The following is a 24,915-nucleotide window of genomic DNA, read 5'->3' as shown; positions in this document are numbered from 1 at the left end:
CGGGAATGGTGGGGCGGGTGGGACTCGAACCCACGGCCGACGGATTATGAGTCCGCTGCTCTAACCGGCTGAGCTACCGCCCCGTACGGCGTGTCGCGTACATGTGTACGCGCCGTCTGCCGCAGCATAGCCGCTCATACGATCTCCTGCTTCGTATGGTCGACTTCGTATGACCATGAGGACCGTGCTGCCGTCCGAGCGGTTCCCCCGGACATGAAAAAGGACCCCTAAGGGTCCTCGTTCAGCATGCTCCCCCGACTGGACTCGAACCAGTAACCTGCCGGTTAACAGCCGGCTGCTCTGCCAATTGAGCTACGGAGGACCGAGCTCCCCCGACTGGACTCGAACCAGTAACCTGCCGGTTAACAGCCGGCTGCTCTGCCAATTGAGCTACGGAGGAATGCCTCGTTGCATCGAACGCATCTCCCTGGGTATTCGCCAGGGGGCGGACGCTCGCTGCGACACATACATTAGCGCAAGCAGGGGGGTGCTCCGCCAATCGGTACTCCCCGGCTCGATGCCGCGCCAGAGACCTACGCAAGGGAAGGGCGGTCGCCATGCGCTACCGGCTCACGTTCGTCGCCGGAATCGTCCTGGGTTACGTGCTGGGCACGCGGGCCGGGCGCGAGCGCTACGAACAGCTGAAGAAGTCCGCGCGCCAGATCGCGCAGAACCCCGCCGTGCGCAACACCGCGGAGTCGGCCGCCCAGCAGGGGCGCCAGATCGCGGGCAAGGCGTACCACGCGGTGAGCGAGAAGGTGGGCGAGCGGATGCCCGACTCGGTCTCGGACCGGGTGCGCTCGCTGCGGACGCGCAACGGTGCCGGACCGGGCGAGGACGACTGGGGCACCAGCAATACGTAACGCAGGTCACAGGGCCGGATGCCGGGTGACAGACGAACTGCAACGTCCCAGAGGCTTCACCGGGCACTGACACCTCTCCCGGTGCGGCAGAATTTTGAGCATGGGGATAGTCGCCGGGTTGGACAGTGCGCCCGATTTCACTCGTATCGTCGTCTGCGACGCGGACACGGGAGCCGTGCTCAGGCAGGGCTATGCGCCGCACCCGCTGGAGGCAGGCGAGGGCGGCGGGCGGCCGGCCGACGTCGATCCGCAGGCCTGGCTGCTGTCCCTGGGCGAAGCCGCGGGCGGCGGCCTCCTGGAGGGCGTGCAGGCCATCGGCGTCTCCGCGCAGCAGAACGCGATCGTGCCGCTGGACAGCCAGGGCAACACCGTGCGTCCCGCGCTGGTCGGCGGCGACCGGCGGGCCCAGGTCGCCGCGGCCGACCTGGTGGACGCCCTCGGCGGGCGCGAGGCCTGGGCGCAGGCGGTGGGCTGTGTGCCGCAGGCGGCGCAGCCGGTGACCAAGCTTCGCTGGCTGGCCCGTAACGAGCCCGACAACGCCCGGCGCACCGCCGTCCTGCTCCAGGCCCACGACTGGCTGGTGTGGCAGCTGCTGGGGCGTCCGGGGCGCCGGACCACCGACCGGGGCGGGGCCTCGGGCACCGGGTACTGGTCGGCCGCGAGCGGCGCCTACCGGCCCGACCTGGTCGAACTGGCGCTCGGCCACCAGGCGCTGCTGCCGGACGTGATCGGCCCGTCCGAGGCGGCCGGTACGACCCCGGAGGGGCTGCTGATCTCCGCCGGTACCGGCGAGACCATGGCCGCCGCCTTCGGGCTCGGCCTCGGGTTCGGTGACGCGGTCGTGTCGCTGGGGGCGTCCGGTTCCGTGATGGCCGTCCACCCCGAGGCGCTGGTCGACCAGAACGGGATGATCACCTCCCTGGCCGACGCCACCGGCATGCACCTGCCGGTCGTCACCACCCTGAACGCCGTACGCACCCTGCGCGGCACCGCCGAGCTGCTCGGCCTCGCCGATCTGGAGGCCCTGTCCGAGCTGGCGATGAAGTCGACGCCGGGGTCGCACGGTCTGGTGCTGCTGCCGTATCTGGAGGGCGAGCGGACGCCGAACCTGCCGCACACCGCCGGGACCCTGGCGGGCCTCAGACGCGAGTCGATGCGGCCGGAGCACCTGGCGCGGGCCGCGTTCGAGGGCATGCTGTGCGGGCTCGCGGACGCGCTCGACGTGCTGCGCGGCCGGGGCGTGGAGGTGAGGCGGGTGTTCCTGCTGGGAGCGGCCGCCGAGCTGCCCGCCGTCCAGACCGCGGCGCCCGCGCTGTTCGGCGCGCAGGTCGTGGTGCCGCAGCCCGCCGACTACGCGGCGATCGGCGCCGCCCGGCAGGCCGCCTGGGCCCTCGGCGCCTCCCAGGGAGCCCTCGACCCGCGTACCCCGCCCGCCTGGCAGGGCGCGGCCGCGCAGGTCCTGGAGCCCGGCGAGGATCTGGCGGTGGGACAGGCGGTACGCCAGCAGTACGTGTCGGTGCGGGAGCAGACCCATCCGGGCGCGTTCCGCGGCTGAGCGCGAACCCGTCGGGTCAAGACGGGTTAATCGGTTGAGGTAACACCGGTGGAGTGTCCGACGATAGGGGCCAGGGGCAACCGTCCGCCCCTCCCGCCCACTCCGAGAGACGTAGCGTGCTCATACGACTTCTGCGGGCCTATCTCAGGCCCTACAGAAAACCCATCGCTCTCCTGGTGCTGCTGCAGTTCCTGCAGACCTGCGCCACCCTCTACCTGCCCACGCTGAACGCGGACATCATCGACAAGGGTGTCGTCGACGGCGACACGGGCTACATCCTCAGCTACGGCGCCGTGATGGTCGGCATCTCGCTGGCCCAGGTCGTGTGCAACATCGGCGCGGTCTACTACGGCGCCCGGACGGCGTCCGCTCTCGGCCGGGACGTGCGGGGTGCCGTCTTCGACCGGGTGCAGTCGTTCTCCGCCCGCGAGGTGGGCCGTTTCGGGGCTCCCTCGCTGATCACCCGGACGACCAACGACGTGCAGCAGGTCCAGATGCTGGCCCTGATGACGTTCACCCTGCTGGTGTCGGCGCCGATCATGTGCGTGGGCGGCATCGTGCTGGCGCTCGGGCTGGACGTCCCGCTGTCCGGGGTGCTGGTCGCGGTCGTCCCGCTGCTGGGCATCTGCGTGACGCTGATCGTGCGCCGGCTGCGCCCGCTGTTCCGGGCCATGCAGGTGCGCCTGGACACCGTGAACCGGGTGCTGCGCGAGCAGATCACCGGCAACCGGGTCATCCGCGCCTTCGTGCGCGACGACTACGAGCAGGAGCGATTCCGGAAGGCGAACACCGACCTCACCGACCTCGCCCTGGGCACCGGCAACCTGCTGGCACTGATGTTCCCGGTGGTCATGACGACCGTGAACCTGTCGTCGATCGCCGTGGTGTGGTTCGGCGCCCACCGCATCGACAGCGGCGGCATGCAGATCGGCGACCTGACCGCGTTCCTCGCCTATCTCATGCAGATCGTGATGTCCGTGATGATGGCCACCTTCATGTTCATGATGGTGCCGCGCGCGGAGGTGTGCGCCGAGCGCATCCAGGAGGTGCTGGAGACCTCCTCCAGCGTGGTGCCGCCGGTCACGCCCGTGCGTGAGCTGCGCCGCCACGGCCATCTGGAGATCCGCGGGGCGGGCTTCCGCTATCCGGGGGCCGAGGAGCCGGTGCTCAAGGCCGTCGACCTGGTGGCGCGCCCCGGTGAGACGACCGCGGTGATCGGCTCGACCGGCAGCGGCAAGTCGACCCTGCTGGGTCTCGTACCGCGGCTGTTCGACGCCACCGACGGCGAGGTGCTCGTCGACGGGACCGAGGTCCGCGACCTCGAACCGCGGCTGCTGGCACGGACGGTCGGGCTGGTGCCGCAGAAGCCGTACCTGTTCGCGGGCACGGTGGCGACCAACCTGCGCTACGGCAATCCGGACGCCACGGACGAGGAGCTGTGGCACGCGCTGGAGGTGGCGCAGGCCAGGGAATTCGTCGACCGGCTGGAGGGCGGCCTCGACGCGCCGATCGCGCAGGGCGGTACGAACGTCTCGGGCGGTCAGCGACAGCGGCTCGCCATCGCGCGCACGCTCGTGCAGCGGCCGGAGATCTACCTCTTCGACGACTCCTTCTCCGCCCTCGACTACGCCACCGACGCGGCGCTTCGCGCGGCGCTGGCCGACGAGACCGCCGAGGCGACCGTCGTCATCGTCGCCCAGCGCGTGTCGACCATCCGCGACGCCGACCGGATCGTCGTGCTCGACGAGGGCCGGGTCGTGGGCACCGGACGTCATCACGAGCTGATGGCGGACAACGAGACCTACCGGGAGATCGTGCTCTCCCAGCTGACGGAAGCGGAGGCCGCCTGATGGCCGGGCCGATGGGGCGGATGATGGCCGGGACCGGCCCGGACAACCGCTCGCTGGACTTCAAGGTGTCGGGCAGACGGCTGCTGGGCCACTTCAAACCCGAACGGGTCACCATCTACGTGCTGCTGTCGTGCGTGGTGCTGAGCGTGGGCCTGAACGTGATCGGGCCGAAGATCCTCGGCAAGGCCACCGACCTGGTCTTCGCGGGGATCATCGGACGGCGGATGCCGGCCGGTGTCTCCAAGGAGCAGGCGCTCACGGCGATGCGCGAGCGGGGTGACGGCTCGGTCGCCGACATGCTCCGCAGCACGGACTTCACGCCGGGCCGGGGCATCGACTTCGACGCCGTCGGCAACGTGCTGCTGCTGGCGCTGACCACGTTCCTCGTCGCTGGTCTGCTGATGGCGTTCGCGACGCGGCTGGTGAACCGGGTGGTCAACCGGACGATGTTCCGGATGCGGGAGGACGTGCAGACGAAGCTGTCGCGGCTGCCGCTGTCGTACTTCGACCAGCGTCAGCGCGGCGAGGTGCTCAGCCGGGCCACGAACGACATCGACAACATCGGGCAGACGCTCCAGCAGTCGATGGGCCAGCTCATCAACTCGCTGCTGACGATCATCGGTGTGCTGGCGGTGATGTTCTGGGTGTCGTGGCTGCTGGCGCTGGTCGCGCTGGTCACCGTGCCGCTGTCGTTCGTGGTGGCGACCCGGGTGGGCAAGCGGTCGCAGCCGCACTTCGTGCAGCAGTGGCGCTCCACCGGCAAACTGAACGCGCACATCGAGGAGATGTACACCGGGCACACGCTGGTGAAGGTGTTCGGGCGGCAGGAGGAGTCGGCGCAGCAGTTCGCCGAGCAGAACGACGCGCTGTACGAGGCGGGTTTCAGGGCGCAGTTCAACAGCGGGGTGATGCAGCCGCTGATGATGTTCGTGTCGAACATCAACTACGTGCTGGTGGCCGTCGTCGGCGGTCTGCGGGTCGCCTCCGGCTCGCTGTCGATCGGTGACGTGCAGGCCTTCATCCAGTACTCGCGCCAGTTCTCGATGCCGCTGACGCAGGTCGCGTCGATGGCGAACCTGGTGCAGTCGGGCGTGGCCTCGGCGGAGCGGGTCTTCGAACTCCTCGACGCGCAGGAGCAGGAGGCCGACCCGATGCCCGGCGCCCGGCCCGAGGAACTGCGCGGACGGGTCGCGCTGGAGCACGTGTCGTTCCGCTACGACCCCGAGAAGCCGCTCATCGAGGACCTGTCGCTCAAGGTCGAGCCGGGGCACACGGTCGCCATCGTCGGCCCGACCGGCGCGGGCAAGACCACGCTGGTCAACCTGCTCATGCGGTTCTACGACGTCACCGGCGGGCGCATCACCCTCGACGGCGTGGACATCGCGCGGATGTCGCGGGACGAACTGCGCGCGGGGATCGGCATGGTGCTCCAGGACACCTGGCTGTTCGGCGGCACGATCGCCGAGAACATCGCGTACGGCGCCGCGCGGGAGGTCACCCGCGGGGAGATCGAGGAGGCGGCGCGCGCCGCGCACGCCGACCGGTTCGTACGGACGCTGCCGGACGGCTACGACACCGTGATCGACGACGAGGGCAGCGGGGTCAGCGCCGGTGAGAAGCAGCTCATCACCATCGCGCGGGCGTTCCTGTCCGACCCGGTGATCCTGGTGCTGGACGAGGCGACGAGTTCCGTCGACACCCGCACGGAGGTGCTGATCCAGAAGGCGATGGCGAAGCTGGCGCACGGGCGGACGTCGTTCGTCATCGCGCACCGGCTGTCGACGATCCGGGACGCCGACACGATCCTGGTGATGGAGGACGGGTCGATCGTGGAGCAGGGTGCGCACGCCGAACTGCTCGCGGCGGGCGGGGCGTACGCGCGGCTGTACCAGGCGCAGTTCGCCGAGGCCGTGGCCGAGGTCGACTGAGGAGGCCGACCTACGGCCCCGGGGGCCGCTCACCCGAGGTGGGCGGCCCTCAGTCCAGGTAGCCCCGCAGCTGGTCCGCGAAGGTGTGGTCGCGCAGCTTGTTCAGCGTCTTGGACTCGATCTGGCGGATGCGTTCCCGGGTCACCCCGAAGATGCGGCCTATCTCCTCCAGCGTGCGCGGGCGGCCGTCGGCGAGCCCGTAGCGCAGCTGGACGACCTTCCGCTCGCGTTCGCCGAGCGTGGAGAGCACCGCTTCCAGGTGCTGCCTGAGCAGCAGGAACGCCGCCGACTCCACCGGTGAGGCCGCGTCTCCGTCCTCGATGAGGTCGCCGAGGGCGACGTCGTCCTCCTCGCCGACGGGGGCGTGCAGCGAGACCGGTTCCTGGGCCAGCCGCAGCACCTCGCTGACCCGCTCGGGGGCCAGGTCGAGGTGGTCGGCGACCTCTTCCGGAGTGGGCTCGTAGCCGCGTTCCTGGAGCATGCGGCGCTGGACGCGCACCACGCGGTTGATCAGTTCGACGACGTGCACCGGGACGCGGATGGTGCGGGCCTGGTCGGCGAGGGCGCGGGACATGGCCTGGCGGATCCACCAGGTGGCGTAGGTGGAGAACTTGTAGCCGCGGGCGTAGTCGAACTTCTCGACGGCCCTGATCAGGCCCAGGTTTCCCTCCTGGACCAGGTCGAGCATGGTCAGACCGCGGCCGACGTACCGCTTGGCGACGGAGACGACGAGCCGGAGGTTGGCCTCGATCAGACGGCGCTTGGCCATCCGGCCCAGCACGACCAGCCGGTCCAGGTCCAGCGCCAACTGGCTGTCCAGGTCGGGGGTGTTGAGGAGCTTCTCCTCGGCGAACAGTCCGGCCTCGACGCGGCGGGCGAGGTCGACCTCCTCGGCGGCGGTGAGCAGCGGGATGCGGCCGATCTCGCGCAGGTACTGGCGGAACAGGTCCGAGGACGGGCTGCCGGTCTCGGCGCGGGCGGGCGGGAGTTCGACGGGTTCGGGGGCCTCCTCCCGCGCCGCCTCGTCGGCGGACGGCTCCGCCGCCTCGGGAGGTTCCGCCGGCTCGGGCGAGATCTCCGGATCCGCTTCGGGATGGTGCGCGGCACGGTCCTGTGGGGGCACGGCGACCAGCACGTCGGTCTCGGCGTCCGGCTCCACGCCGTCCACGCCGCCGTCCGTACCGCCGTCCGTGGCGCCGTTCGTACCGCCGTCCGTACGACTGTCCGTACGGCCGTCGGTCCTGCCGTTCTTGCCGCGGTTCTTACTGCGGTGCGTGCTTGCGTCGGTCTGGGTCAGGGTCTGGGTCTGCACGGGGGCGACCTCCAGGATGATCGCTGCTGAGGTGTGCGGCAGCGGTACTTCGGGGACGGAGTGGGCGGCCTCGCCGCTGTCCGTCCCGTACGCGATGAGCGGAACCGCGGGGGTGTGGGACCCGTCGGGGACGGATCGGCCGCGCTCCGAGGACTCAGGCACCGGAACCCAGTGTGGAGTACGACACATCGCCGCCACGAGGGGCGTGCGGTGACTTTTTGCGTCCGCTCCGTGACCGCGCGGTTATCTCGGCGTACGGGTACGCGTTCGCGCGGGACTCAAACCCCGGGCACGGGGGACGGCCGATTCCGCGTCAGAGCGCGGCCGCGCCCCGCTCCCGCAGCGCCTGGTCGTACTGCTGGAGGATCCACAGCTCGTTCTGTACGGCGGCGAGTTGGGCCGGGTCGCCGTGCGAACCGAGGCGGGTGAGGCTGGACTGGATGTCCCGGATACGGCGCTCCACGGCCCGGCGGCGCACCGTCACGAGCTGCTCGCCCGCGTAGTTCTCGTCGACCGTCCTGCGCATGATCGCCTCGACCGCCAGTTCCGTCACCATCGCGCGCACGGTGTCGTCGGGGGCGGCCTCACGGACCCGGACCAGGTACTCCTGCCCGTCCTGCGTCCCGTACTCCGCGCCGCCCGCCTCCATGACGGCCTGGCGTACGGCCGCGTAGGCCGCGGCGGTGAACTCGTCGACGCCGTACGCGTCGAAGGCCGGGGAGACCAGCTCCGGGCGCTGGAGGGCGAGCTTGAGGAGCTCGCGCTCGGTGGCGTAGACGGGGTTGCGGAGGTTGAGGGCGGGACCGCCGCCGGCGGGGCGCGGGGCGGCGTCGTAGGGCTGTGCGCCGCCACGGGCCGGTGCCGGTGCGCCCTTGCCGCCGCGGTCGCGGGCCCAACGGGCCAGCTGGGCCACCCGCTTGACCACGAACTGGGTGTCCAGGATGCCGAGCATGCCGGCGAGCTGGACGGCGACCTCGTGCTGGGCGCCGCTGTTCTTGATGCGGGCGACGATCGGGGCGGCCTCGTCGAGGGCGGCGGCGCGGCCCGCGGGGGTGTCGAGGTCGTAGCGCACGACGATCTGGCGCAGCGCGAACTCGAAGAGCGGGGTGCGCGGCTCGACCAGGTCGGCGACCGCCTCGTCCCCCTTGGCCAGCCGCAGGTCGCACGGGTCCATGTTGTCCGGCGCGATCGCGATGTACGTCTCGGCGGCGAACTTCTGGTCGTCCTCGAAGGCGCGCAGGGCCGCCTTCTGGCCGGCCGCGTCACCGTCGAAGGTGAAGATCACGCGGGCGCTGCCGTTGTCCATCAGCAAGCGCCTGAGGATCTTGATGTGGTCGCCGCCGAAAGCCGTGCCGCAGGTGGCGATCGCGGTGGTGACCCCGGCGAGGTGGCAGGCCATGACGTCCGTGTAGCCCTCGACGACGACCGCGCGGCTGGACTTCGCGATGTCCTTCTTCGCGAGGTCGATGCCGTACAGGACCTGGGACTTCCGGTAGATCGGCGTGTCGGGGGTGTTGAGGTACTTGGGGCCGTTGTCCGCCTCGTACAGCTTGCGGGCGCCGAAGCCGACGACCTCGCCGCCGATGTCGCGGATCGGCCACATCAGGCGGCCGCGGAAGCGGTCGATGGGGCCGCGGCGGCCCTCCTGGGAGAGACCGGAGAGGGTCAGCTCCTTGTCGGTGAAGCCCTTGCCGCGCAGGTAGCGGGTGAGGTGGTCCCAGCCCTGGGGGCTGTAGCCGACGCCGAAGTGGACGGCGGCCGCCTGGTCGAACCCGCGCTCGGCGAGGAAGATCCGGCCGGTCTCGGCCTCGGGGCTGGTGGCGAGCTGCTCGGCGTACCACTGGGCGGCGACCTTGTGGGCCTCGACCAGGCGGATGCGTTCGCCGCGCTGGTGGGAGGGGTTGTACCCGCCCTCCTCGTAGCGCAGGGTGATGCCGGCCTGGGCGGCCAGGCGCTCGACCGACTCGGAGAAGGTGAGGTGGTCGACCTTCATCACGAACGTGATGGTGTCGCCACCCTCCTGGCAGCCGAAGCAGTGGAAGAGTCCCTTGCTCGGGCTGACCTGGAAGGACGGCGACTTCTCGTCGTGGAACGGGCAGAGTCCCTTGAGGTTGCCGCCGCCCGCGTTGCGCAGCTGGAGGTACTCGGACACGACGGCGTCGATCGGGACCGCGTCCCGTACCGCCTTCACGTCCTCGTCGTTGATCCGTCCTGCCACGTGGTGATTCTACGGGGGCGCACCGACACCCGAGCGCTTCGCCGGACGCGCGGTGCCGAAGGCGCGGGCCGTGCGGTGCCGAAGGCGCGGGCCGTGTGTGGCCGATCGCGCGTGCCGTGCGTGGCCGAAGGCGCGGGCCGTGCGTGGCCGGCCGCCCGGTTCCCCGCGCCTCGTTCCGGCGCGGGTACCGCGACGGACCGCGTCACGACCGCTCAGGGGGCGAGGCTTTCGAGGGAGACGTGCGGATCGGCCAGCGCCTCCGTGTCCACCTGGGCCCTGGACCGGATCAGCCGCTGGATCGGCTCTGTGACATCCCACACGTTCACGTTCATTCCGGCCAGCAGCCTGCCCTCCTTGAGCCAGAACGCGATGAACTCGCGCTTGCCCGCGTCGCCCCGGATCACCACCTCGTCGTACGACCCCGGCGGCGCCCATCCGCTGTACTCCATCCCCAGGTCGTACTGGTCGGAGAAGAAGTAGGGCACACGGTCGTAGGTGACGTCCTTGCCGAGCATGGCGCGGGCGGCGACCGGTCCGGCGTTCAGCGCGTTGGCCCAGTGCTCCACACGCAGCCGGCCGAAGAGGGGGTGCGGGAAGGAGGCGACGTCACCGGCCGCGTAGATGTCGGGGTCGGACGTGCGCAGCCGGGCGTCCACCACGATGCCGCCGCCGTCCGCGCGGTCGGCGAGCTCCAGGCCCGCGGCCTCCGCGAGGGAGACGCGGGGGGCCGCGCCGATCGCCGCGAGGACGTCGTGCGCCGGGTGCTCCTCGCCGTCGTCGGTGCGGGCGGCGAGGACCATGCCGTCCTGCCCGACGATCTCCGTGAGGCGGACACCGAAGCGGAAGCGGACCCCGTGCTCGCGGTGCAGCTCGGCGAAGACGTTGCCCAGCTCGGGGCCGAGGACGCCGTGCAGCGGGGTCGGCTCGGGCTCGACGACGGTGACCTCGGCGCCGTACTCACGGGCCGCCGCCGCGATCTCCAGGCCGATCCAGCCGCCGCCCGCGATCACGAGGTGTCCGTTGTCCCGGCCGAGGGCGGCCAGGACGCCCTTGAGGCGTTCGGCGTGGGCGAGCCTGCGCAGATGGTGGACGCCGGCCAGGTCCGTGCCCGGCACGTCCAGCCGGCGGGGTTCGGCGCCGGTGACGATCAGCAGTTTGTCGTAGTGCACGAGGGTGCCGTCCTCGCCGAAGCGGACCGTCTTCGCGGTCCGGTCGACGGCGTCGACGGTCTGGCCCAGGTGCAGTTCGATGTCGTTCTGCGCGTACCAGGCGGGCTCGTGCACGAAGACGCTGTCGCGTTCCTCCTTGCCGAGCAGGTAGCCCTTGGACAGGGGCGGGCGCTCGTAGGGGTGGTCGCGTTCGTCGCAGATCAGTATCACGCGGCCGGTGAAGCCCTCCGTCCGGAGCGTCTCGGCCGCCTTGGCTCCGGCCAGGCCGCCTCCGACGATGACGAATGTCTGATCCGCGTCGACCACTTGATGCCTCCTCGTAAGGGTGTCGCCATATGCGAGCGTCCCGCACGCGGCGTGGTGCGGGAAGAGGGGGTGACCCGATCAGGCCACGCAGGGTCACCTTCGAGTGCCCTCCCGCCTCAGGATCGAACTCCGTTCACACGCCTCGCGGTGCTGTCAGCCAGGTGTGCAGCGAACGGGCCGAGGCGTCGGTCAGGGAGGCGATCTGGTCGACGATCACCCGTTTGCGGGCGCGGTCGTCGCCCGCCTGGTCGAACAGCGCGCGGAACTGGGGATCCAGGCCCTCCGGCGCGCGGGCGGTGAGCGCCTGCGCCAGTTCCGCGACCACGATCCGCTGGTCGGCCCGCAGCCGCTCCTGCTCGGCGCGCTGCATGACGTAGCGGTCGGCGACCGCCTTGAGGACCGCGCACTCCAGCCGGACCTCGTGCGGGACGACGAGTTCGGCGCTGTAGCGCGTGAGGCGTCCGCTGCCGTGGGCCGCGCGCGTGGCGCCCTCGGCGGCCAGGCAGAAGCGGCCGATGAGCTGGCTGGTGGCGTCCTTCAGGCGGGCCTGGGCGACCGCCGAGCCGTCGTAGCCGTGCGGCCACCACTCCTGGTCCTGGAGCCGGTCCAGGGCGTCGGCGAGCTCGGCCGGGTCGGTGTCCGCCGGCACGTACCGGCCGACGGCGACCGCGAAGACCTCCTGGCGCTCCGGCTCGGCGTGCAGGCAGTTGGGGTCGATGTGGCCGGCGTGCAGGCCGTCCTCCACGTCGTGCACCGAGTACGCCACGTCGTCGGCCCAGTCCATGACCTGGGCCTCGAAGCACGTACGCGTGCCAGGGGCGTCCTTGCGGACCCAGTCGAAGACCGGGCGGTCGTCCTCGTAGACACCGAACTTCGGGGAGCCGGGGGCGGTGGGGTGCGCGCCGCGCGGCCAGGGGTACTTGGTGGCCGCGTCCAGGGCGCCCCGGGTGAGGTTGAGGCCGACGCTGACGAGGTCGCCGGACTCGGGGTCGCGGACGAAGCGTTTGGGCTCGATGCGCGTGAGGAGCCTGAGCGACTGGGCGTTGCCCTCAAAACCGCCGCAGTCGGCCGCGAACTCGTTGAGCGCCTGCTCGCCGTTGTGCCCGAACGGCGGGTGGCCCAGGTCGTGGGAGAGACAGGCCGCCTCGACGAGGTCGGGGTCGCAGCCGAGGGCGGCGCCGAGTTCCCGGCCGACCTGCGCGCATTCGAGGGAATGGGTGAGCCGCGTACGAGGGCTGGCGTCCCAGACCTGGCCGCGCGTGCCGGGGGTCACCACCTGGGTCTTGCCGGCCAGCCTTCTGAGCGCGGCGGAGTGCAGGACGCGGGCGCGATCGCGCTGGAAGGCGGTACGACCGGGCCGTTTGTCGGGCTCGGGAGCCCAGCGCTCGACGGAGGCCGGTTCGTAACTGACGGGGAGTGCGGTGCCTTCCATGTCTCGACAGTAAGCGCCGACGGTGACAATCGGGGGGTGCGGGGGGCTGGGCGGGGCCTGGGCAAGAATCCGGGCGGGGGGCTGGGCAGGGATCTGGGCGAGGGTCTCGGCAGGGATCTGGGCGAGGGTCTCGGCAGGGATCTTGGCGGGGGCGGCTCCGCGGGAAGCGGGGGCGATTATCGGGGCGCGTCACGGGGAGCTAGCCGGGGTCCGGCCCTCGGTGGTGTGTGTCGCGGGGAATCGCTGTCCGGCCCTCGGCTGTGCGTCGTGTGTCGTGCGGGGATCAGGCCGTGGTCAGGTTCGGGGCTGTGGGGGTCGGGGCCGTCGGCGTGTGGTCGTAGCGGTGGAGGATCAGGCGGGCCAGCGCCGGGTGGGCGCCGAGGGGGGCGGAGGCCAGCCAGGGGGCGGCTTCGGCGCTTCGGGTGGCGAAGCCGCCCGGAGTGGTGAAGTACGCGGCCACGGCGACCCGGTGGCGGCCCCGCGCGATCATCGCGCGCACGGCGGTACGGACGTCGGGCGTGGCGGCCGAGGCGTAGGCGGGGACCACCGGGACCCCGAGGCGTTCGGCCAGGAGCCGGGCCGTGGCGCGGGTACCGGCCGCCGACTCGGGATCGCGGGAGCCGGCCGCCGCCAACACCACGCCGCTGCCCCGGCGTTCGGCCTCGCTCGGGCGGGTCCGCCAGCCGGCCTCGACCAGCCGCTCGTACAGGGCTTCGACGAGCAGCGGGTGCGGGCCGAGCGGGTCGGCCACGCGCGTGCGCACCCGCGCGTCGGCCGCCAGTCGCGGGATGTCCCGCTTGACGTGCCGGCCGCGCCCCAGCAGCAGCGGCACGAGCACCGCCTCCTCGCAGCGCAGGGCGGCGAGCGTGTCGGACAGCGGTGGCTCGTTCAGCCCGAGGTGGCCGAGGTGCACGGGCAGTCCGGGGCGCAGCTCTCGGACCCGGTCGAGGAGCGTACGGACCGTGGCGGGGGCGCGCGGGTCGCGACTGCCGTGGGCCACCAGGACGAGCTCGGGAGGCGCGGGACGCCGTGTGCCGTCCGGACGGACACGGCTGAGCTGACTGGCGAGCTGGGAGCCGATCCGGTTCATGAGGTGGGCCGTACTGCCGAGCGGGACGCCCCCGGGCGGCCCGCCGCCCGAGCGGCGGGGGTCGGACTCGTCGGAGAAGGAGAGCGACGCCGTCATGAACCCATGGTGACGGTACGAGGTTGCCGTGCCGTTGCGCGGGAATGACGGGTCCTCTCCGCGCGTTCACCGCGGGACGCGCGGGGTGGGTGAGGTGTGGTGACCTGCCCTGACGGCATCGAACACGGGTCCGGTCCTCGGCGCGGCGACGAAACCGGATCACCGTATGCCGCGTCTTCCAGGTCGAGAACCGGCCACGGCGCCCCGCCGCGGTCACCTGGGGAGGGACCGTCCGATGCGCCGACCGAAGCTGAGCGGACCCCGCCTGCCGCGCACCCGCGCGGGATGGCGGCGGCTGACGCAGGTCGTGATGGCCGGGTGCGTGCTCGTCCTGTCCCCGGCGACCTGGCTGTACGTCGGGACCGGCGACCGGCTGCACACCACGGCCGACGTCCCGCGCACCGAGGTCGCGGTGGTCTTCGGCGCGGGCCTGTGGGACGGCGAGCCGTCGCCGTACCTCGCGCACCGCCTCGACGCGGCGGCCACGCTGTATCGCGCGGGCCGGATCCAGGTCGTCCTCGTCACCGGTGACAACAGCCGTGAGGACTACGACGAGCCGGACGCGATGCGTGCCTATCTGACCCGGCACGGCGTGCCCGACGGACAGATCGTCAGCGACTACGCGGGCTTCGACACCTGGGACTCCTGCGTCCGCGCCAAGAAGATCTTCGGCGTGGACCGGGCCGTACTGATCAGCCAGGGCTTCCACATCCGGCGGGCGGTCGCGCTGTGCCAGGCGGCGGGCGTGACGTCGTACGGCGTCGGCGTCGACGACGTCCACAACGCGACCTGGTACTACGGCGGCGCCCGGGAGGTCTTCGCGGCGGGCAAAGCGGCGCTGGACGTGCTGTTCGAGCCGGACCCCCGCTTCCTCGGCCCGAAGGAGCCGGGGGTGACCCGGGCACTGGCGGCCTCCCGGTGAGGGGGCGGGCGGTGAGATGCGGTGCGCGGCTCGCGGCTCAGATGAGGCTGGGCGCGCCTTGCGGCGCCGGGCGCGCGGCCGGGGTCAGCGGGTCGGCCGCCACTCGCCGCTCTCGATGAGCCGGCCGCCGGCCCGCAGGCGCGCGGCGACCGCGGGCGCGGCGACGTACACCCAGGCCCGCACGGCCGTGCCGTCGGCGACGCGGGCGACCTCGCGCTCGACGCGTTCGTAGAGACTGCGCGGATCGCCGGGCACGTACTCCTCCAAGCGGTCTAGTTCGACGAGCAGTTCGGCGTAGGCGTCCGGGAGCGCGGTGACGAGTTCCCCACGCACGCCCGCGCCGCCGGGCTCCTCCACGGCGTACGGGTATCCGGGCCCGTCGTACAGCACGGCGCCCGCGAGCCGGGCCGGGTCCTCGGACCGTGTCCGGCCGCGCAGGAACACGTCGTGGTTGACCTCGCCGGGCCGGAGCGTCCCGTAGACGAAGAACGGCAGCCGGCCGCGCACCCGCGCTCCCACTCGTACTCCCCCTCCCCCCTGCGCTCTCACTCGCTCTCCCACCTGCACATCTGCACTACCGAAGCGTCGCAGAAACGATTCTCACCCCTCACACACAACCGCGTAGGCGCTATGGACATGACATGTCATGGCCCCTTAAATCTTCGTCAGCATCCCGCGCAGCCCCCCACACGCGCCCGATGGCGCCTTCCCGAGGAGTCCGATGCATCGGATACGGCAGCACGTCAGCACGGTCCGCAGGTCCCGCCGTCTCGCCGCCGCCTGCGTGGCCGCCACCACCGCGACCCTGCTGGCCGCCGCGCTCTCCCCCACCGCCGACGCGGCCGACAGACCGACCCGGGCCACCGCGATCGGCAACGCCGCCTCGGCCGTCGCGGACCACGCGGCCGCACTCGGCCTGACCTCCGTCCAGGGCACCACCGTCCGGGACGTCGTCGTCGACAAGGACGGCACCCAGCACGTCCGCTACGACCGGACCTACCATCAACTCCCGGTTCTGGGTGGTGACTTCGTCGTCCACCTGGCCTCCGACGGCGCGTACCGCAGCGCGGACCGGGCGACGCGGACCGCGATCGCCCTCCCCACGATCACCCCGGTCGTCACCGCCCCGAAGGCCGCCGACGTCGCGGTGAACGCGCTGCGCGCCGCGAACCTCGGCGAGACCCTGAAGAAGGTCACGGCCAAGCCCCGGCTGGTCGTGGACGCCCTGCACGGCACGCCGAGGCTCGCCTGGCGCACCGACGCGGTCGCACTGGACTCGCTCGGCAACCCGGTGGCCCGCGCGGTACTGACCGACGCCCGCACCGGCGCCCAGATCGACGCCTGGGACACCATCGAGACGGCGACGGGCGACGGCAGGTCGCTGTACGGCGGCACGGTGGCGCTGGAGACGACGGCGTCGGGCTCGACGAACCAGCTGAAGGACCCGACCCGCGGCAACACGTACACGGGTGACGCCGCGAACAAGACCGACCTGTGCATCTTCGGCATCTGCATCAGCCGGGCACCCTCGACGGTCTTCACCGACACGGACAACCACTGGGGCACCGGGGCCACTTCCGACCGCTCCTCGGCCGCGGTGGACGCCCAGTACGGCACGAACGAGACCTGGGACTACTACAAGAACGTCCACGGCCGCAACGGCATCGCGGGCGACGGCAAGGGCTCGTACAACCGCGTCCACTACGGCAACAACTACAACAACGCCTTCTGGGACGACAGTTGCTTCTGCATGACGTACGGCGACGGTGACGGGACGACGTTCGGCCCGCTGGTCGCGCTGGACGTGGCCGGCCACGAGATGTCGCACGGCGTCACCTCCAAGACCGCCGCACTGACGTACTCCGGCGAGCCGGGCGGCCTGAACGAGGCGACCTCCGACATCTTCGGCACGCTGGTGGAGTGGTACGCGAACAACTCCTCGGACCAGGGCGACTACCTCATCGGCGAGAAGATCGTCCGCTCCGGCTTCGGCAAGGCGGCCCTGCGCTTCATGGACCAGCCCTCGAAGGACGGCAACTCCGCGAACTGCTGGAGCTCGTCGGTCGGCAACCTCGACGTCCACTACTCCTCGGGCGTCGCGAACCACTTCGCGTACCTCCTCGCGGAGGGCAGCGGCGCGAAGACGATCAACGGGGTGAACTACAACTCGCCCACCTGCAACGGGTCCACGGTCACGGGCATCGGCCACGACAAGCTGGGCGCGATCTGGTACCGCGCCCTGACGGTGTACATGACCTCCTCGACCAAGTACGCGGGCGCCCGCACGGCGACCCTGAACGCGGCGAGGGACCTCTACGGCGCGACCAGCCCGGAGTACGCGGCGGTGGCCGCGGCTTGGAGCGCGGTGAGCGTGGGCTGACCTCGGGCTCCGCGTTTCGCGGGGCGTGAGTCGCGTTTCGCGGGGCGTGAGTCGCGGTCTGCGGCTCGCGGCTCGTAGTTCGCGGCCGGGGCGTCCGACGGACGGACGGAGGAGGCCGGTGCCCGCACCCAGGGCATCGGCCTCATCCGGACCGCTTCGGGTGGGTCGGACCGCCCGGCCCGCCACGGTCACCGGCCACGACGGTCGCCCGGCCCACCGCTGTCGCACGCCCCGCCGGATCGCCCCCGCCCGAGACGGCTGTCTCCCCCGAGACGGCCGCCCCGAGCGATCCCGCCACCCCGGCCGGTCCACCGCCGTTCCCCGGCCCGCCCCTCGGCCCGTTCCCCACCCCCGACTCGGCCGCCGCCCGGCCGCGATCCGCGGCACCCGGTGCGCCGCGCCCCACTCCCGTCCGGAGGCCGTCCTCGGTGGGCCCGCTCCGGTCGCCTCACCCGTTCACCCCCGCGCCGCGTGCCCTTCGGGTTTCTTCCCTCGGGGGTCTTCCGCACGCCTGTGACCTGGCAAAACGGGTCGACACAGGTTTCCGTGGCGGCCCTTCTGACACCCATTCATCCCAAATCTGACACTCCCTCAGGGAGCGGGCTCGGCTCGCTGCCACTTACCTCGGAAGAGCAGGGGCACGACCGACGCAGCGGCACTTGGGAGTGTCGCCGGCCGTCGCCCCACCGCTGAGCTCGAGGGAGCACCGATGCGACGTACGGCCCGTCTGCTGACCGGCACCGCGCTCGCCGTCGTCGCCGCGGGCGGGATCGCCGCGCCGGCGTACGGCGACACCTCCGGCAGCCTGGAGGTGTACCCGTCCACCACGGTGCCGGGTGGTCACGTCACGGTGAACACGTCGGCCTGCGGCGGCGGCACGGCGATCGGCGACGCCGGCTCGTTGGACGCCGGGCGGTTCACGCTGGCGCCCAGCACGCACGAGAACGACGCGATCGGCCAGTTCCAGGTACCGCGGACCGCGCAGCCGGGAACGTACGAGATCGTCGCGGCGTGCGCCGAGGGCAGCCGGCAGGTGAAGGGTGACCTCACGGTCACCATGACCGCCCTGTCCGGCCCGCAGGGGCAGGTGCAACCCAGAGGAAGCGTAAAGACGGGGGTCGGCGGCGCACTTGGCGCCGACCCCGTGCAGACCGCGGCCGGCGTGGCGGCTCTCGCCGTCGCCGCCGCGGGCGGTACCTGGCTCCTGCATCGCCGGGCGAGAGGCGACGGGATCTGACGGACACCCTCCGCTGTCCGTCCGCCGGTACCGCATGTCCCCTCCCCCTCCGGGTCCGACGCCCCTCGCGGCCCGGAGGGGGCACGGGGATTATTTCGGAAGAAAAGCTAGAAAAGTTGTAATAGCTGTAATAGCGGGAAAAGAGGGAGAAGAAGCGGGGAAGAGGGACAAGAGGAGGCTGGCATGCGCAGGGTCGGCAACACCGCCATAGCCACGGTCAGCGCCGTCGCGCTCTGTTCGGGCGTATGGCTGCTGCACGGCACCGGGGTCCAGGCTCCGCCACAGCCGTCCGCCGCGCAGGCGCACGCCGACCTGGGCGACACGCGCGCCGCCGCCCCCGCGCTGCCGCCGTCCCCGCCCGACCGCATCCGCATACCGTCGATCCGCGTGAACGCCCCCCTCGTGGGACTCGGGCTCACCAGCACCGGCAGCCTCGACGTCCCGCCCGCCGGGGACAAGAACCTCGCCGGCTGGTACGAGGCGGGCACCACCCCCGGCGAGACCGGCACCGCGATCGTGGCCGGCCACGTCGACAACACCGACGGTCCCGCCGTCTTCTACGACCTCGGCGCCCTGAAGAAGGGCAGCACCGTCGAGGTGGACCGGCGGGACGGCAGCGTGGCCCTCTTCTCCGTCGACACGGTCGACGTGTACGAGGCGAAGGACTTCCCCGACGAGAAGGTGTACGGGGCCGCGGACCGGCCCGAGTTGCGGGTGATCACCTGCGGCGGGGGCTACTCGCGCGCCACCGGGTACCAGGGGAACGTGGTCGTCTTCGCCCACCTCACGGGGACCCGCTGACCCCGCTGACCCCACTGAACCCGCTGACCCCGCTCAACCCACTGCACCCGCTCACGTGACCCGCGCCGCGATGGCCCGCGCGCACACCAGGGACTCGGCGCGTGTCGTGTCCACCTCGAAGTCGTAGACCACTCCCTTGTGGACGATCTCCGCCTGTTCCGCGGCCATCCCCGGGACCCGGTCTCCGCGCACGATCTCCCGGCCCTCCGCGACCTCGCCCGCGCAGCGGACGCCGACCCACAGGACGTCCAGGCCGTCCAGGGCCCGCCGCCACCGTTCCTGGGAGGCGGCCCCGCCGAGGAACACGTCGTCGACGATGATCCGAGCGCCCGCGCTGACCGTCGCGGCGATCCCCGTCATCCACGCCGCCTCCAGCGCGCGGAACCGAGGGCCGACGCTCACCCCGCCGTCCGGCGCGAAGTCGATCCCGGCGGGCGAGGTCTTCAGGGACGCGGGCATCGAGTCGACCAGCGAGTCGATGCCGACGCTCAGCCAGGGCTCCGGCAGAACGGCCTGAAGGCACCGGGCGATACCGGACTTGCCCGAACTGGAACCGCCGTTCAGCACGATCACCTGCGTGCTCACCGCTGCGCCTTCAGCCCGGCGTACGTCACCCCGGTGAGCTCCTCGGACGCCTCCCACAGACGGGCGCTCACCCGGTCGTCGCGGGTCCAGCGGGCCCGCCGGGACGGCGCGGGGGCCCCGCGCCACATCGCGAGGGACGGGCCGGTGAAGGAGTCGGGGCGCACGCCGGGTGCGGTGGCGGCGTGGAGGCTGGGCAGGGCGCCCGCCTCGGCCGGCTGGGCGATCACACGGTTGCCGAGCTCCATGAGCCGTTCGGCGCCCCGGCGGCCCTCGGCCCGTGGGCCGGCGGTCTGGAGGTTGGTGGCCGCGTAGCCGGGGTGGGCGGCCGCCGCGACCACGTCCGAACCGGTGGCCTCCAGCCTGCGCGCCAACTCGTGCGTGAACAGCAGGTTGGCGGTCTTGGAGCGGGCGTAGGCGATCCAACGACGGTAGCGGCGTGTGCTGTTGAGGTCGTCGATGTCGATGTTCGCCAGCACGTGCATCATGCTGGAGACGGTCACGACGCGCGCGCCGGGGGTGGCGAGCAGCGCGGGCAGCAACAGCCCGGTGAGGGCGAAGTGTCCGAGGTGGTTGACGCCGAACTGCGTCTCGAACCCGTCCGACGTCGTCCCGTGGGGCAGCGCCATCACCCCGGCGTTGTTGACGAGCAGATCGAGCCGCTCGTACGGCAGTCCAGCCGTGAACTCCCGCACGGATTGCAGGTCTCCGAGGTCCAGCCGGGCGAACTCGGCCTGCGCGTCCGGCACTTCGGTACCGAGCCGCGCCACCGCCGCCCGTCCCCGCGCCTCGCTCCGGCAGGCCACGACCACGCGTGCGCCCTTGCGCGCGAGTTCCCGCGCGGTGACGTACCCGAGCCCGCTGTTGGCGCCGGTGACGACGGCCGTACGACCGGTCTGATCGGGAATGTCGTGCGCGCTCCAGCCTGACATGCGGTGTCCCTCCACGGATGCCCTGGGTGTCGGGACCCACCCTAGGTCCGCGCGGGGTTCCCGGGGATCTCCGGGGAGCCGCCATGGGGACCGGGACGGTCGGGGCCTCTGGGGAGAGTGGGGAGCCCGGTGAGAGCGCAGGTCCCCGCTCGGCCCCGCCCCGCACCGCCCCGAACCCCCGCCGTCATCCCGCCGCCGCCCCCGGTCATCCCATCGCTGGGAGCGGTCTCGCCATCGCTGGGGGCGGCCTCAGTCCGTCGCCGGGGCGGCTCAGTCCGTCGCCGACGGCTTCAGGTCGCGGTTCACGACCCGGGACGCGGCCTCGATCGTGGCTATGCCCTCGGCCATCGTCTTGCTGCCGCGCGAGAGCACGGCCATCCCGTAGTCGCGTCCACCGCCGGTGAAGACACCCACGCTGTGCACCCGCCAGCCGTCGGTCGCCAACGGCAGCCAGCCGTTCTTGACGTGCACCGTGACCGCCGCGGGCGCCCCTGCCGGGGTTCCCCACCGCTGGTCGGCTTCGACCCGGTTCATCAGTCCGAGGGCATAGGCGCGGGCGCTCCGGTCGAGGACCGTGTTGTCCGAGGTGAGCAGTCGCAGCAGCTTCAGCTGGTCGGCCGCCGTGACCTGGGTGCGTCCCCAGTGGCCGTTCACCGGGGGAACGGTGTCCCGCATACCCGCCAGGGCGAGGAAGTGCCGGATGCCGGTGAGCCCGACCTCATGCCACAGGGCACTGGTCGCGTCGTTGTCCGACTTGGTGATCATGGCGGTGGTGAGCTTCACCTCGCGCGCGGTCAGCTCACGATGCTCGTCCGCCACCTGCCGCAGCAGCGACCCCAGTACCGTGACCTTGATCACGCTCGCCGAGTCGAAGGGCGTACCCGCCCGCAGCGTGCACGAAGTGCCGGTGGAGCGGTCGTACAGGGCGAGCGCCGAGACGCCCTCACGGCCGCGCAGGGCGCCGGCGATGTCCCGCGACAGCCGGTTCGCGAGCCCCGGGCTGTTCGAGGTGCACGTCACGGGTGAGCCGCCGACGGTCGTGCCGCCGGTGCTCGCCCCGGCCGGGGCCGCGGTGGCGAGTGCGGCGAACGCCGCCCCCGCGGCCACGGCCGCGGCAAGTCCCCGTCGGGTGCGGCGGATGGTGTGCGTTGCGGGCATGGAGGCTCCCGTCCTGCTCGGTGTCTGTGGTCACATCGGCAACCCGCCCGCCTGGGCTGCGGGGTGCGACGAATGACGGCGACGCTACAGGGGCGAAGAGACCCATGACGTGGAGAAAGTGTCGCTATGTCTGAATTGCGCAGTTTCTATGCGTGTGACATTCATCAAGGCATTCGCCGGAAGAATTCCGGACCGCACCCCCTGCCCTGCCCCAGGTGGCGCCTGGATCCCGCCCCCTCCCTTCCGTCACAAAACCATCACTCTGCCTCCACACACGGTGATCCGGCATTACGGTCATCCCCGCATCTGGCACACCTTGGGGGATTGCGATGACCAACCCGTACGCCGCTCCGTCCGCCTCGCCCGCCCCGCGCTGGGCGCGCAAGCGCTACCTGCTCCCGGCGCTCGGCCTGGCCCTGTTCATCGGCGTCGGCATCGGCAGCAGCGGTCAGGAGACGTCGACCGCCGACGCCAAGTCCGCCGCGGCCGAGCCGCGCCCGACGCTCACCGTCACGGCCACGGCGACCATGACCGAGACCGCGACTCCGGAGCCGGCCGCCACGGTGACCGCCACGAAGACCGTCAAGGTCACGAAGACGGTCACGGCCGAGCCGGCGGCGGACAACGGCTCCGACGACAGCGCGGATGTCACGGGAGGCTCCGGCGGGGGCGACGACAGCGCCTACTACGCCAACTGCACCGCCGCCCGGGCCGCGGGCGCCGCCCCCGTCCGCGTGGGCGACCCCGGCTACGGCCGCCACCTCGACCGCGACGGAGACGGCGTCGGCTGCGAGTGAGGACGGAACTCACACGCGGGCGTACGGCTGACTTCCGGTCGCGAACGGCTTCGAACGTGCGGGTCGCCTGCCGAAGCACCCGGTCCAGGCGCCGAATGTCGGGCTTGCTCATGTGCGGCCCCCGCAAAGGAAGTTGATCGGGGCGGGTGGTGAAGTGCGTGGCCCGCGGAACGCGCTAACCTCGCGCGCATGGGTGGGGAGATCAAGGCGCAGAGCGCCACCGAGGCTGCGGGCCGCACGTGTCTGAGATGCGACGACGTACTGCGGGAGCGGCGAATACCGCGCTTGTTCTGCTCCCCCGGGCACGCGGCCCAGGCGGCGTTCGCGGCGGTCCTGTTCGTCTTCGCCGCCGAGCGGTTCGGCCTGCGCTTCATCCTGCACGTCGTCCGTGCGGTCCGATACGTCGGACACCTGCTGGGCTGGCTCGGATCCCCGGACTGAGCTGGTGCTCCTCGGATCGAGCGGGAACAACGGGGAATCACGGTGAACGCGGCCGAGCCGGACGAGGCACACCTCGACCATTCGCCCGGATCAGCGCCCGATCTCGCCCCAAATGCCCGTGGCTTCCCAAGCTGATACACCTCGTTGTCAGTGGCCACTGCGAAGATCCCGGTCAGCCAACTGAGTGGGGGATCCATGGGCACATGGAACATTCATCCGTTCGACAACGACACAGCCGCGGACTTCGCCAACGACCTGGACGACGCCGTCATGGCGGAGCGTGAAGCCCTTATCCGCAGGGCCCTCATACGCGCTGCCGACAATCAGGACTACCTCGAGGCCCCGGAAGCCGAGGAGGCAGTTGCTGCTGCCGCCTTGGTCGCCGCCCAATGCTCGGGGAGCGGGCCGACCAGCATTCCGTACGGCCCTGAAGAGCCGATCCCGGCCCTGCCCGCGGACCTCAGACCGCTGGCCGTCGATGCCCTGGACCGAGTCCTCGCGGACGAATCCGAGCTCTCCGACCTGTGGGAAGAGTCGGAAGGCGGCGGAACATGGCGAGAAGGTATCGGCCGACTGCGCCATGCACTTGATCCGGTGCCTCAGATACACGGGAACACGCTGTTCGAGATCTGAGCCGCGCCCGTCGCCGCCGTGTGGCTGACGTGACGGCATCTGGAGGGGTGAACCGACTGCCGAGCCTGGGCGGTCTCTGGGGCGTCCGACTGGCACTTTCGTTCCGGAATGCAGGAGGCTCGCGCGGCCTGTTCGACTTCCAAGGCATGCGCACCCGCGCGGCACGGTTGGCCGCAAGTATCAACCCCTATCGCGCCAGCGAGACGCCCTACTGCTGTCGTCACGGTCCGGCCATCGCGGCTCGCTCCGGACGACGACAAGTCCGCCCTTCGGGCCCGCACCCGGTTCATCCCTCCTCAGGAGGACGAACCACATCTCATTTACAACGACGCTACTGCGGCCGAGATTGCCGCTCCAGTAACTTCTCACCTCTGACATTCGACGGGGAATCAAGAGGCTTCCGGTGGGCCGCAGGTCCTCCAACGCTTGCCTCGCTAGATCATGAAGACCGCGCCGGGGCGTATACTTCGAGGACATTGCGGAGCCTGGGCATCTGCTTGGCAGTGGATTGGTGATCGATGACCGCTCTTGATCTGGGTCCCCTCGAACTCGTTGCAGACGAGTGGATCATCGGCGACCCGACGGCCCGCAAAAGCAAGTACTTCAAGCTTCAGCAGCAGGGACTGAGTTACTGGGTCCAAGGGGTGCAAACCCAAGTCATTCCCTGGTCGCGGTTTATGAATCTCCTCCTCTCGGTCCACCCCACCAGGCTCGGCAACTCCCGCGCGATGGTGATTCTCTCAGCCATTAGTCTGGCTCCGACCGGCGGAGCCAGGGAGGCATTTCTCGGGGCTACCCTCAGGAATCCCTACGAGGACTGGAGCGAGATTTTCACGCATCCTGCGAGGAAGTTCGGAAGGCGGGATATCCGCAAGGCCGAGGAATTCCTCCAGCAGACCGTTGAATTCGGACGGGCGGGAAAGCTCGGTGATCCACTGTGGGTGTCCCAAGCGGTTGAAAAGATCGCAGGCCTCACAGGGAAACCCCGAGACATGAAAGCCGCCATCGGGGAAATCGTGAAGCGTGAGATCTGATGACGACGGTCCATCACGACCGCTCACTCTGCTCAGAGGCCAGGAATTCCTGGCAGCCCCGACAACGCACGCCCGAAGGGGCGGCACCCCCGCACAGGGTGTCGCCCCTTCTCTTTCGAGCACCGGTGCCGCCGCCGATCGGTGAGGGTCGGGGAACAGCGGCGGCGCCGGATCCACGG

General features: G+C 71.3%; 21 protein-coding genes and 3 tRNA genes. 12 read left to right on the top strand and 12 right to left on the bottom strand.

The genetic code is table 11. From position 1 onward, the window contains the following. Window positions 1-6 precede the first annotated feature (6 nt). The 3 genes from ACWCQK_RS16145 to ACWCQK_RS16135 all read right to left on the bottom strand — a co-directional run bounded on the left by ACWCQK_RS16145 (window position 7) and on the right by ACWCQK_RS16135 (window position 400). A tRNA-Ile gene (locus ACWCQK_RS16145) sits at window positions 7-83 on the bottom strand. A 166-nt stretch (window positions 84-249) separates the two neighbouring features. Continuing rightward, a tRNA-Asn gene (locus ACWCQK_RS16140) sits at window positions 250-322 on the bottom strand. A 5-nt stretch (window positions 323-327) separates the two neighbouring features. Then, window positions 328-400: transfer RNA gene (locus ACWCQK_RS16135), tRNA-Asn, on the bottom strand. Window positions 401-557: 157 nt separating this feature from the next. Here ACWCQK_RS16135 and ACWCQK_RS16130 point away from each other — a divergent pair. The 4 genes from ACWCQK_RS16130 to ACWCQK_RS16115 all read left to right on the top strand — a co-directional run bounded on the left by ACWCQK_RS16130 (window position 558) and on the right by ACWCQK_RS16115 (window position 6,196). Then, window positions 558-863, top strand: coding sequence for a YtxH domain-containing protein (locus tag ACWCQK_RS16130; protein WP_451155770.1), 306 nt, complete (start codon window positions 558-560; stop codon window positions 861-863). Between the two features lie 100 nt (window positions 864-963). Further along, window positions 964-2,418 carry an FGGY family carbohydrate kinase gene (locus ACWCQK_RS16125; RefSeq protein ID WP_451155769.1) on the top strand — a complete coding sequence of 485 codons (1,455 nt, stop codon included), beginning with the start codon at window positions 964-966 and terminating at the stop codon, window positions 2,416-2,418. Window positions 2,419-2,534: 116 nt separating this feature from the next. After that, the gene (locus ACWCQK_RS16120) at window positions 2,535-4,268 is read left to right on the top strand and encodes an ABC transporter ATP-binding protein (protein WP_451155768.1); all 1,734 of its coding nucleotides are present in this window, start codon (window positions 2,535-2,537) and stop codon (window positions 4,266-4,268) included. Next, a complete protein-coding gene (locus ACWCQK_RS16115; protein ID WP_451155767.1) occupies window positions 4,268-6,196 on the top strand; it encodes an ABC transporter ATP-binding protein in 1,929 nt (642 codons plus the stop codon). The genes ACWCQK_RS16120 and ACWCQK_RS16115 overlap by 1 nt, the downstream gene beginning before the upstream one ends. 49 nt (window positions 6,197-6,245) lie before the next feature. Here the strand turns inward: ACWCQK_RS16115 and ACWCQK_RS16110 are convergent, their stop codons facing one another. The 5 genes from ACWCQK_RS16110 to ACWCQK_RS16090 all read right to left on the bottom strand — a co-directional run bounded on the left by ACWCQK_RS16110 (window position 6,246) and on the right by ACWCQK_RS16090 (window position 13,819). Beyond that, window positions 6,246-7,670, bottom strand: a complete 1,425-nt coding sequence (locus ACWCQK_RS16110; RefSeq protein ID WP_451155766.1) for an RNA polymerase sigma factor — start codon at window positions 7,668-7,670, stop codon at window positions 6,246-6,248. 151 nt (window positions 7,671-7,821) lie between these two features. Further along, on the bottom strand, window positions 7,822-9,726 hold the full coding sequence (gene dnaG / locus ACWCQK_RS16105) for a DNA primase (protein ID WP_451155765.1): 1,905 nt from the start codon (window positions 9,724-9,726) through the stop codon (window positions 7,822-7,824). 212 nt (window positions 9,727-9,938) lie between these two features. Continuing rightward, complete coding sequence (locus ACWCQK_RS16100; RefSeq protein WP_451155764.1) at window positions 9,939-11,201, bottom strand: NAD(P)/FAD-dependent oxidoreductase; 1,263 nt, start codon at window positions 11,199-11,201, stop codon at window positions 9,939-9,941. A 133-nt stretch (window positions 11,202-11,334) separates the two neighbouring features. Then, the gene (locus ACWCQK_RS16095; RefSeq protein ID WP_451155763.1) at window positions 11,335-12,633 is read right to left on the bottom strand and encodes a deoxyguanosinetriphosphate triphosphohydrolase; all 1,299 of its coding nucleotides are present in this window, start codon (window positions 12,631-12,633) and stop codon (window positions 11,335-11,337) included. 283 nt (window positions 12,634-12,916) lie between these two features. Then, a complete protein-coding gene (locus tag ACWCQK_RS16090) occupies window positions 12,917-13,819 on the bottom strand; it encodes a sirohydrochlorin chelatase (RefSeq protein ID WP_451155762.1) in 903 nt (300 codons plus the stop codon). Window positions 13,820-14,054: 235 nt separating this feature from the next. On the opposite strand from ACWCQK_RS16090, the gene ACWCQK_RS16085 reads away from it, so the two are divergent. Next, window positions 14,055-14,741: a SanA/YdcF family protein gene (locus ACWCQK_RS16085; RefSeq protein ID WP_451155761.1), complete on the top strand. Its 687-nt coding sequence runs from the start codon at window positions 14,055-14,057 to the stop codon at window positions 14,739-14,741. A gap of 84 nt (window positions 14,742-14,825) precedes the next feature. Here ACWCQK_RS16085 and ACWCQK_RS16080 read toward each other — a convergent pair whose 3' ends face one another. After that, complete coding sequence (locus ACWCQK_RS16080) at window positions 14,826-15,260, bottom strand: gamma-glutamylcyclotransferase family protein (protein WP_451155760.1); 435 nt, start codon at window positions 15,258-15,260, stop codon at window positions 14,826-14,828. A gap of 202 nt (window positions 15,261-15,462) precedes the next feature. On the opposite strand from ACWCQK_RS16080, the gene ACWCQK_RS16075 reads away from it, so the two are divergent. The 3 genes from ACWCQK_RS16075 to ACWCQK_RS16065 all read left to right on the top strand — a co-directional run bounded on the left by ACWCQK_RS16075 (window position 15,463) and on the right by ACWCQK_RS16065 (window position 19,159). After that, window positions 15,463-17,121, top strand: a complete 1,659-nt coding sequence (locus tag ACWCQK_RS16075) for a M4 family metallopeptidase (RefSeq protein WP_451155759.1) — start codon at window positions 15,463-15,465, stop codon at window positions 17,119-17,121. Between the two features lie 709 nt (window positions 17,122-17,830). Then, window positions 17,831-18,358, top strand: a complete 528-nt coding sequence (locus tag ACWCQK_RS16070) for a hypothetical protein (protein WP_451155758.1) — start codon at window positions 17,831-17,833, stop codon at window positions 18,356-18,358. A 183-nt stretch (window positions 18,359-18,541) separates the two neighbouring features. After that, a complete protein-coding gene (locus ACWCQK_RS16065) occupies window positions 18,542-19,159 on the top strand; it encodes a class F sortase (RefSeq protein WP_451155757.1) in 618 nt (205 codons plus the stop codon). Window positions 19,160-19,210: 51 nt separating this feature from the next. On the opposite strand, the gene cpt is transcribed toward ACWCQK_RS16065, so the two are convergent. From cpt to ACWCQK_RS16050, 3 genes are all read right to left on the bottom strand, one after another. Next, window positions 19,211-19,744 (bottom strand): chloramphenicol phosphotransferase CPT, encoded by a 534-nt coding sequence (cpt, locus tag ACWCQK_RS16060; RefSeq protein WP_451155756.1) that lies wholly within the window; start codon window positions 19,742-19,744, stop codon window positions 19,211-19,213. After that, entirely contained in the window at window positions 19,741-20,673 is a 933-nt protein-coding gene (locus ACWCQK_RS16055; RefSeq protein ID WP_451155755.1) for an oxidoreductase, read from the bottom strand. The genes cpt and ACWCQK_RS16055 overlap by 4 nt, the downstream gene beginning before the upstream one ends. A gap of 270 nt (window positions 20,674-20,943) precedes the next feature. Further along, window positions 20,944-21,831 carry a serine hydrolase gene (locus tag ACWCQK_RS16050; RefSeq protein WP_451155754.1) on the bottom strand — a complete coding sequence of 296 codons (888 nt, stop codon included), beginning with the start codon at window positions 21,829-21,831 and terminating at the stop codon, window positions 20,944-20,946. A 329-nt stretch (window positions 21,832-22,160) separates the two neighbouring features. Here ACWCQK_RS16050 and ACWCQK_RS16045 point away from each other — a divergent pair, with 329 nt between their 5' ends. The 4 genes from ACWCQK_RS16045 to ACWCQK_RS16030 all read left to right on the top strand — a co-directional run bounded on the left by ACWCQK_RS16045 (window position 22,161) and on the right by ACWCQK_RS16030 (window position 24,736). Beyond that, on the top strand, window positions 22,161-22,628 hold the full coding sequence (locus tag ACWCQK_RS16045; protein WP_451155753.1) for an excalibur calcium-binding domain-containing protein: 468 nt from the start codon (window positions 22,161-22,163) through the stop codon (window positions 22,626-22,628). 189 nt (window positions 22,629-22,817) lie between these two features. Continuing rightward, window positions 22,818-23,069: a hypothetical protein gene (locus ACWCQK_RS16040; protein ID WP_451155752.1), complete on the top strand. Its 252-nt coding sequence runs from the start codon at window positions 22,818-22,820 to the stop codon at window positions 23,067-23,069. A gap of 195 nt (window positions 23,070-23,264) precedes the next feature. After that, the gene (locus tag ACWCQK_RS16035; protein ID WP_451155751.1) at window positions 23,265-23,702 is read left to right on the top strand and encodes a DUF4259 domain-containing protein; all 438 of its coding nucleotides are present in this window, start codon (window positions 23,265-23,267) and stop codon (window positions 23,700-23,702) included. Between the two features lie 518 nt (window positions 23,703-24,220). Next, a complete protein-coding gene (locus tag ACWCQK_RS16030; RefSeq protein ID WP_451155750.1) occupies window positions 24,221-24,736 on the top strand; it encodes a hypothetical protein in 516 nt (171 codons plus the stop codon). Window positions 24,737-24,915 lie beyond the last annotated feature (179 nt).

It is taken from the genome of Streptomyces sp. NPDC002306 (genome assembly GCF_053593435.1).
The sequence above is the reverse complement of the archived record's forward strand: the minus strand, read 5'-3'. Positions and strand labels throughout refer to the sequence as shown.

What these genes read in the sequence shown, in the direction of transcription:
- ACWCQK_RS16085 (WP_451155761.1), top strand. Translation starts at nt 14,055, where the DNA reads ATGCGCCGACCGAAGCTGAGCGGACCCCGCCTGCCGCGCACCCGCGCG.
- ACWCQK_RS16065 (WP_451155757.1), top strand. Translation starts at nt 18,542, where the DNA reads ATGCGCAGGGTCGGCAACACCGCCATAGCCACGGTCAGCGCCGTCGCG.
- ACWCQK_RS16050 (WP_451155754.1), bottom strand. Translation starts at nt 21,831, where the DNA reads ATGCCCGCAACGCACACCATCCGCCGCACCCGACGGGGACTTGCCGCG.
- ACWCQK_RS16090 (WP_451155762.1), bottom strand. Translation starts at nt 13,819, where the DNA reads ATGACGGCGTCGCTCTCCTTCTCCGACGAGTCCGACCCCCGCCGCTCG.
- ACWCQK_RS16130 (WP_451155770.1), top strand. Translation starts at nt 558, where the DNA reads ATGCGCTACCGGCTCACGTTCGTCGCCGGAATCGTCCTGGGTTACGTG.
- ACWCQK_RS16095 (WP_451155763.1), bottom strand. Translation starts at nt 12,633, where the DNA reads ATGGAAGGCACCGCACTCCCCGTCAGTTACGAACCGGCCTCCGTCGAG.
- ACWCQK_RS16030 (WP_451155750.1), top strand. Translation starts at nt 24,221, where the DNA reads ATGACCGCTCTTGATCTGGGTCCCCTCGAACTCGTTGCAGACGAGTGG.
- ACWCQK_RS16055 (WP_451155755.1), bottom strand. Translation starts at nt 20,673, where the DNA reads ATGTCAGGCTGGAGCGCGCACGACATTCCCGATCAGACCGGTCGTACG.
- ACWCQK_RS16045 (WP_451155753.1), top strand. Translation starts at nt 22,161, where the DNA reads ATGACCAACCCGTACGCCGCTCCGTCCGCCTCGCCCGCCCCGCGCTGG.
- ACWCQK_RS16125 (WP_451155769.1), top strand. Translation starts at nt 964, where the DNA reads ATGGGGATAGTCGCCGGGTTGGACAGTGCGCCCGATTTCACTCGTATC.
- ACWCQK_RS16040 (WP_451155752.1), top strand. Translation starts at nt 22,818, where the DNA reads ATGGGTGGGGAGATCAAGGCGCAGAGCGCCACCGAGGCTGCGGGCCGC.
- ACWCQK_RS16075 (WP_451155759.1), top strand. Translation starts at nt 15,463, where the DNA reads ATGCATCGGATACGGCAGCACGTCAGCACGGTCCGCAGGTCCCGCCGT.
- ACWCQK_RS16115 (WP_451155767.1), top strand. Translation starts at nt 4,268, where the DNA reads ATGGCCGGGCCGATGGGGCGGATGATGGCCGGGACCGGCCCGGACAAC.
- ACWCQK_RS16035 (WP_451155751.1), top strand. Translation starts at nt 23,265, where the DNA reads ATGGGCACATGGAACATTCATCCGTTCGACAACGACACAGCCGCGGAC.
- ACWCQK_RS16070 (WP_451155758.1), top strand. Translation starts at nt 17,831, where the DNA reads ATGCGACGTACGGCCCGTCTGCTGACCGGCACCGCGCTCGCCGTCGTC.